At 46.1% G+C, this 6,000-nt stretch carries 7 protein-coding genes; all 7 read left to right on the top strand.

The window, feature by feature from the left end; translation table 11 throughout:
* Position 1 precedes the first annotated feature (1 nt).
* The 7 genes from mnmG to atpE all read left to right on the top strand — a co-directional run bounded on the left by mnmG (position 2) and on the right by atpE (position 5,935).
* Positions 2-1,900 carry a tRNA uridine-5-carboxymethylaminomethyl(34) synthesis enzyme MnmG gene (gene mnmG, locus KHN79_RS14115; RefSeq protein ID WP_182011283.1) on the top strand — a complete coding sequence of 633 codons (1,899 nt, stop codon included), beginning with the start codon at positions 2-4 and terminating at the stop codon, positions 1,898-1,900.
* Positions 1,897-2,532: a 16S rRNA (guanine(527)-N(7))-methyltransferase RsmG gene (rsmG, locus tag KHN79_RS14110; protein WP_182011284.1), complete on the top strand. Its 636-nt coding sequence runs from the start codon at positions 1,897-1,899 to the stop codon at positions 2,530-2,532. The genes mnmG and rsmG overlap by 4 nt, the downstream gene beginning before the upstream one ends.
* 10 nt (positions 2,533-2,542) lie before the next feature.
* Complete coding sequence (locus KHN79_RS14105) at positions 2,543-3,316, top strand: ParA family protein (protein WP_182011285.1); 774 nt, start codon at positions 2,543-2,545, stop codon at positions 3,314-3,316.
* 29 nt (positions 3,317-3,345) lie between these two features.
* Positions 3,346-4,227: a ParB/RepB/Spo0J family partition protein gene (locus tag KHN79_RS14100; protein ID WP_182011286.1), complete on the top strand. Its 882-nt coding sequence runs from the start codon at positions 3,346-3,348 to the stop codon at positions 4,225-4,227.
* Between the two features lie 189 nt (positions 4,228-4,416).
* The gene (locus tag KHN79_RS14095) at positions 4,417-4,806 is read left to right on the top strand and encodes a F0F1 ATP synthase subunit I (protein ID WP_182011287.1); all 390 of its coding nucleotides are present in this window, start codon (positions 4,417-4,419) and stop codon (positions 4,804-4,806) included.
* Between the two features lie 8 nt (positions 4,807-4,814).
* Positions 4,815-5,624 (top strand): F0F1 ATP synthase subunit A, encoded by an 810-nt coding sequence (gene atpB / locus KHN79_RS14090; protein ID WP_182011288.1) that lies wholly within the window; start codon positions 4,815-4,817, stop codon positions 5,622-5,624.
* A 56-nt stretch (positions 5,625-5,680) separates the two neighbouring features.
* Positions 5,681-5,935 (top strand): F0F1 ATP synthase subunit C, encoded by a 255-nt coding sequence (gene atpE / locus KHN79_RS14085; RefSeq protein WP_002540812.1) that lies wholly within the window; start codon positions 5,681-5,683, stop codon positions 5,933-5,935.
* Positions 5,936-6,000: the final 65 nt, after the last annotated feature.

The following is a 6,000-nucleotide window of genomic DNA, read 5'->3' as shown; positions in this document are numbered from 1 at the left end:
CATGCATTATCACGAAAACTTTGACGTCATTGTTGTTGGTGGCGGACACGCAGGAACGGAAGCTGCACTCGCCTCTGCACGCACAGGACAAAAAACTCTTCTTCTTACCCATAACATCGATACATTAGGCCAGATGTCCTGTAATCCGGCTATTGGTGGTATCGGTAAAGGCCACTTAGTAAAAGAAGTCGATGCTATGGGCGGTTTGATGGCACAAGCTATCGACCATGCAGGTATTCAGTTTCGTACACTTAATGCATCCAAAGGACCTGCAGTACGTGCAACCCGTGCTCAGGCTGACCGCGCCCTTTACAAAGCCTATGTCCGCAGCGCATTAGAAAATGCGCCAAACCTGACTTTATTCCAGCAATCCGTTGATGATCTGATTGTTGAGCAGGATCGTGTGATTGGTGTCGTGACCCAGATGGGTCTGAAGTTCCACGCTAAAGCGGTAGTGCTCACTGTAGGTACTTTTCTGGGTGGTAAGATCCATATTGGTATGGAAAGCTCTTCCGGAGGCCGCGCAGGCGATCCTCCATCGATCGCACTTGCGGATCGACTGCGTGAACTGCCATTCAGGGTTGATCGTCTTAAGACAGGTACACCACCGCGTATTGATGCTCGCAGTGTCGATTTTTCTGTGCTGGAAGCTCAGCATGGTGATAACCCGACTCCAGTATTTTCATTTATGGGCAAGCGTGAGCAACATCCGCAGCAAATACCTTGTTTCATTACCCATACCAATGAACAGACCCATGATGTAATTCGTAACAACTTAGACCGTAGTCCGATGTATGCCGGCGTTATCGAAGGTATCGGCCCGCGCTACTGTCCGTCTATCGAAGACAAGGTTATGCGTTTTGCTGATAAAAACAGCCACCAAATCTTTATTGAGCCGGAAGGACTGACAACGAATGAACTTTATCCGAATGGTATTTCAACCAGTCTGCCGTTTGATGTTCAGGTTCAGATTGTTCGCTCGATGAAAGGTTTTGAAAACGCACATATTGTCCGCCCGGGCTACGCAATTGAGTATGACTTCTTCGATCCCCGTGACCTGAAGCAGACCTACGAAACCAAATTTATCAACGGCTTATTCTTTGCTGGTCAAATTAACGGAACAACCGGTTATGAAGAAGCGGCAGCACAAGGTCTGATGGCCGGCCTGAACGCAAGCCTGTACAGTCAGGATAAGGAAGGCTGGAGCCCTCGCCGTGACCAGGCTTACATGGGCGTACTGATCGATGACTTGTCTACCATGGGAACCAAAGAGCCGTACCGTATGTTTACCTCTCGTGCGGAATACCGTCTGTTGCTGCGTGAAGATAATGCGGATTTGCGCTTAACTCAAAAAGCACGAGAACTTGGTCTGGTTGATGATGCGCGATGGGCACGATTCAATGAAAAAATCGATCATATGGAAACAGAACGTCAGCGTCTGAAGTCGACCTGGATGAATCCTAAGTCCGAAGGTGTTGAAGCGCTGAATAGTTTGCTGAAAACGCCAATGGCTCGTGAAGCTAGTGGTGAAGATCTTCTGCGTCGTCCGGAGATCTCTTACGCTCAACTCACTCAGTTAGAAGCGTTTGCTCCTGCCCTGGAAGATCATCAAGCTGCTGAGCAAGTTGAAATTCAGGTGAAGTACGATGGTTACATCAAGCGTCAGCAAGATGAAATTGAAAAGTCACTGCGTCACGAGCACACAAAACTGCCTTCAGATTTGGATTACAAAGACGTAAAAGGTCTGTCAAACGAAGTGGTTGCCAAACTGAGTGAGGCGAAGCCTGAAAGTATCGGTATTGCATCTCGTATATCGGGCATCACACCCGCTGCGATTTCGATTCTGCTGGTTCATCTGAAAAAGCATGGCTTGCTGAAAAAAGGTGAGGAAGCAGAATGAGTACCCTGCGAACTAAACTAGACGCGTTAATTGCTCAAACCGAGTTAGACGTTTCAGAGAGACAACGTGAGCAGTTAGTCGGTTATGTCGAGCTGCTCGATAAGTGGAACAAGGCTTATAACCTGACTTCCGTGCGTGATCCGCTTGATATGTTAGTGAAACATATTCTTGATAGTATAGTCGTTAGTACTCACTTACCCGGAGAGCGTTTTATTGATGTTGGCACTGGCCCAGGATTGCCGGGGATTCCACTCGCGATTATGAATCCGGAGAAAACCTTTTTCTTGCTGGACAGTCTAGGTAAGCGTATCCGTTTTATTAAGCAGGTGGTGCATTCCCTGGGGCTGAAAAATGTCACGCCGATTCAAAGTCGTGTTGAAGAGTTCCAGCCCGAAGAAAAATTTGATGGTGTACTAAGCCGTGCTTTTGCTTCAATGACGGATATGGTTGAATGGTGCCATCACTTGCCAAAACAAGAGCATGGTGTGTTTCTTGCTTTGAAGGGGCAGCACCCTAAAGATGAAATGGATCAGCTTCCTGAATGGTGTAGTGTGAGCAAGATCATATCTTTGAATGTTCCTGAGTTGGAAGGTGATCGTCATCTAGTAATCTTATCGCGCAAGGGAAATTAGCGAGGTCATCGTGGGTAAAATTGTAGCAATCGCCAACCAGAAAGGTGGGGTCGGCAAAACAACAACGTGCATTAACTTAGCGGCTTCGATGGCGGCAACAAAGCGCAAAGTTTTGGTTATCGATCTCGATCCGCAAGGTAATGCTACAATGGCCAGTGGTGTAGATAAGTACATGGTTGATGCCACGGCTTACGATCTTCTTGTTGAAGAGACCCCATTTGATCAAGTGGTATGTACTAAAACAACCGGTAAGTATGATCTTATCGCTGCAAATGGCGATGTGACTGCCGCAGAAATCAAGTTGATGGAAGTGTTTGCCCGCGAGGTAAGACTGAAAAATGCTCTTACACCAGTTCGCGATAACTATGATTTCATCTTTATCGATTGTCCCCCTTCTCTAAACCTTCTTACAATCAATGCTATGGCGGCAGCTGACTCTGTGCTGGTGCCGATGCAATGTGAATATTTTGCGTTAGAAGGTCTAACAGCTCTGATGGATACGATCAGCAAATTAGCGGCAGTGGTGAATGAAAACCTCAGGATTGAAGGTTTATTGCGAACCATGTACGATCCGCGAAACCGCTTATCAAATGAAGTATCTGACCAACTTAAAAAGCACTTTGGTACCAAAGTTTACCGCACGGTCATTCCGCGTAATGTCCGCCTGGCCGAAGCGCCAAGCCATGGTAAGCCTGCAATGTATTACGATAAGTACTCTGCTGGTGCCAAAGCGTATCTCGCTCTTGCGGGCGAGATGCTGCGCCGCGAAGATGTCGCAGTTTAACCTCTATCTAACCTAAGGAATTCAATCCTATGTCTAAGCGTGGTCTAGGAAAAGGACTGGATGCGTTGTTGTCGACCAGTTCATTTGCTCGTGAAAAACAACATATCGCATCGAATAGCCAGGCTTTGTCTGCGGACGGCGAGTTGCGTGAACTCGCGACTGGTCAATTGCAGCCAGGCGTCTACCAACCGCGTAAAGACATGGCTCCGGAAGCATTGGAAGAGTTAGCCGCTTCTATTCAGTCACAAGGCATCATTCAGCCTATTGTCGTTCGTCAGGTCGAAACTGGGCAATATGAGATTATTGCAGGTGAACGCCGCTGGCGTGCAGCCCGACAAGCAGGACTTAAACGTGTCCCGTGTCTGGTGAAGAAGGTCGAAGACAGAGCTGCGATTGCCATGGCTTTGATTGAGAATATCCAGCGTGAAGATCTTAACGTGATTGAAGAGGCTCAGGCTCTGGAGCGTCTGCAAGATGAGTTTTCTCTGACTCATCAGCAGGTGGCTGATGTTATTGGTAAGTCGAGAACGACTGTGAGTAATTTGCTGCGTCTTAATCAGCTTGAACTCGACGTCAAGGCTCTGGTTGCCGATAAGAAGCTTGAAATGGGCCATGCCCGCGCATTGCTAGCACTTGAAGGTGAGCAGCAAGTGGAAGTCGCTCTTCAGGTCGCTAAAAAGCAGATGACCGTTCGTCAAACCGAACAGTTAGTAAAAAAGTGCTTAGCGCCACAAAATGAGCAAACAGCGCCACAAAAAGATAACGAAGCGCTACAAATGTCGCATAAATTAAGCCAGATGCTTGACGCAAAAGTTTCTCTCGTTCGTTCTGCAAACGGAAAAGCGAAACTGACGATAAGTCTTGATGAGCCTCACAAATTAGAGCAACTTATTGCCAAGCTTGAGGCCTAAATGAGATAATTGATTTAGGTCAATTAACCGAATAATTCGAATTTTGTGCGAAAGTTGTCGTTTTGTAAACAAAACTGTAAGTTTTTGATGCAATTTCATTGCATTCAGTTTGGCTGAACGTATAATTTTTGCCAATTTCACTGCACAGTGAGTTTAGTGCGAAGTGGATATTACTAGAGGTACGAATACATGGTAGCTGCGTTAGCTAGACCAGGACGAGAGCTTGCAAGGCAATTGTTAATGATCGAGTCTGGCGCGGTTATTTTTGTGGCAGCAGGAATGGCGGTAGCCGTAAATCCTGACTGGGGACTTTCAGCGCTGATTGGTGGTGGTATTTTTGTCATTGCCAATGCAGTATTCGCGCTATGTGCTTTCACGTTTAGTGGGGCCCGCGCTGCCAAGCGCATCGCAGCTTCCTTCTATACGGGTGAAGTACTGAAAATTCTCATCACGGTTGCACTGTTCTATGTCGCCTACATGTATATGCAGGTGGAACTTGTTCCCCTCAAACTAACCTATTTGCTGGTACTAGGTATTAATATCTTTGCACCAGTGCTATTCATTAACAACAAAAAATAGGATGAGTTATGGCTGCGCCAGGTGAAGCGCTAACATCGTCCGGATACATTGCCCACCACCTTTCCAACTTATCATTAGGTAAGTTAGGTTTAGTGGAGGAAGCAAGTTTCTGGAACGTACATATCGATAGCCTGTTTTTTTCTTGGTTTACTGGTTTAATTTTCCTCGGAATCTTTTACAAAGTAGCGAAGAGAACAACAGCAGGTGTACCGGGTAAGCTTCAGTGTGCTGTAGAAATGATCGTTGAATTTGTCGCTGATAACGTCAAAGATACGTTCCATGGACGCAACCCACTGATCGCGCCTTTAGCACTGACTATCTTTTGTTGGGTATTTTTGATGAACGTGATGGACTTAGTCCCGATCGACTTCTTACCATACCCAGCAGAACATTGGCTTGGTATTCCTTACCTTAAGGTTGTACCTTCTGCTGATGTGAATATCACCATGGCTATGGCTCTAGGCGTGTTTGCATTGATGATTTACTACAGCATCAAAGTAAAAGGTCTAGGTGGATTCGCAAAAGAACTTGCACTACATCCATTCAATCACCCACTTATGATTCCGTTTAACCTACTGATTGAAGTGGTATCGCTACTAGCGAAACCTCTGTCACTTGGTATGCGTCTATTCGGTAACATGTTCGCGGGTGAGGTTGTATTCATTCTTTGTGCGGCAATGCTACCATGGTACTTACAATGGATGGGTTCACTACCGTGGGCAATCTTCCATATCTTGGTTATTACGATTCAAGCCTTCGTATTCATGATGTTGACAATTGTTTACCTGTCAATGGCACACGAAGATCCTGATCATTAATTTTTTTAGCTTTTTTATTTGGGCACTAAGCCAACAACTATAAATTGGAGATAGTAATGGAAACTTTACTGAGCTTTTCTGCAATCGCCGTAGGTATTATCGTCGGTCTTGCTTCTCTTGGTACAGCGATTGGTTTCGCACTACTAGGTGGTAAATTCCTGGAAGGTGCAGCACGTCAACCAGAAATGGCTCCTATGCTACAAGTTAAGATGTTCATCATCGCAGGTCTACTTGATGCGGTTCCAATGATCGGTATCGTAATCGCGCTACTATTCACTTTCGCAAACCCATTCGTTGGTCAACTAGGTTAATCACCTTTAACTCGGGGCGAGCCTTGGCTTGTCACTGATTAACACTAAGTCCAAATAGAGGGGTA

Origin of the sequence: Vibrio sp. B1FLJ16 (assembly GCF_905175385.1) — a bacterium.
In the GTDB taxonomy this organism is placed as follows: Bacteria; Pseudomonadota; Gammaproteobacteria; order Enterobacterales; family Vibrionaceae; genus Vibrio.
The sequence above is the reverse complement of the archived record's forward strand: the minus strand, read 5'-3'. Positions and strand labels throughout refer to the sequence as shown.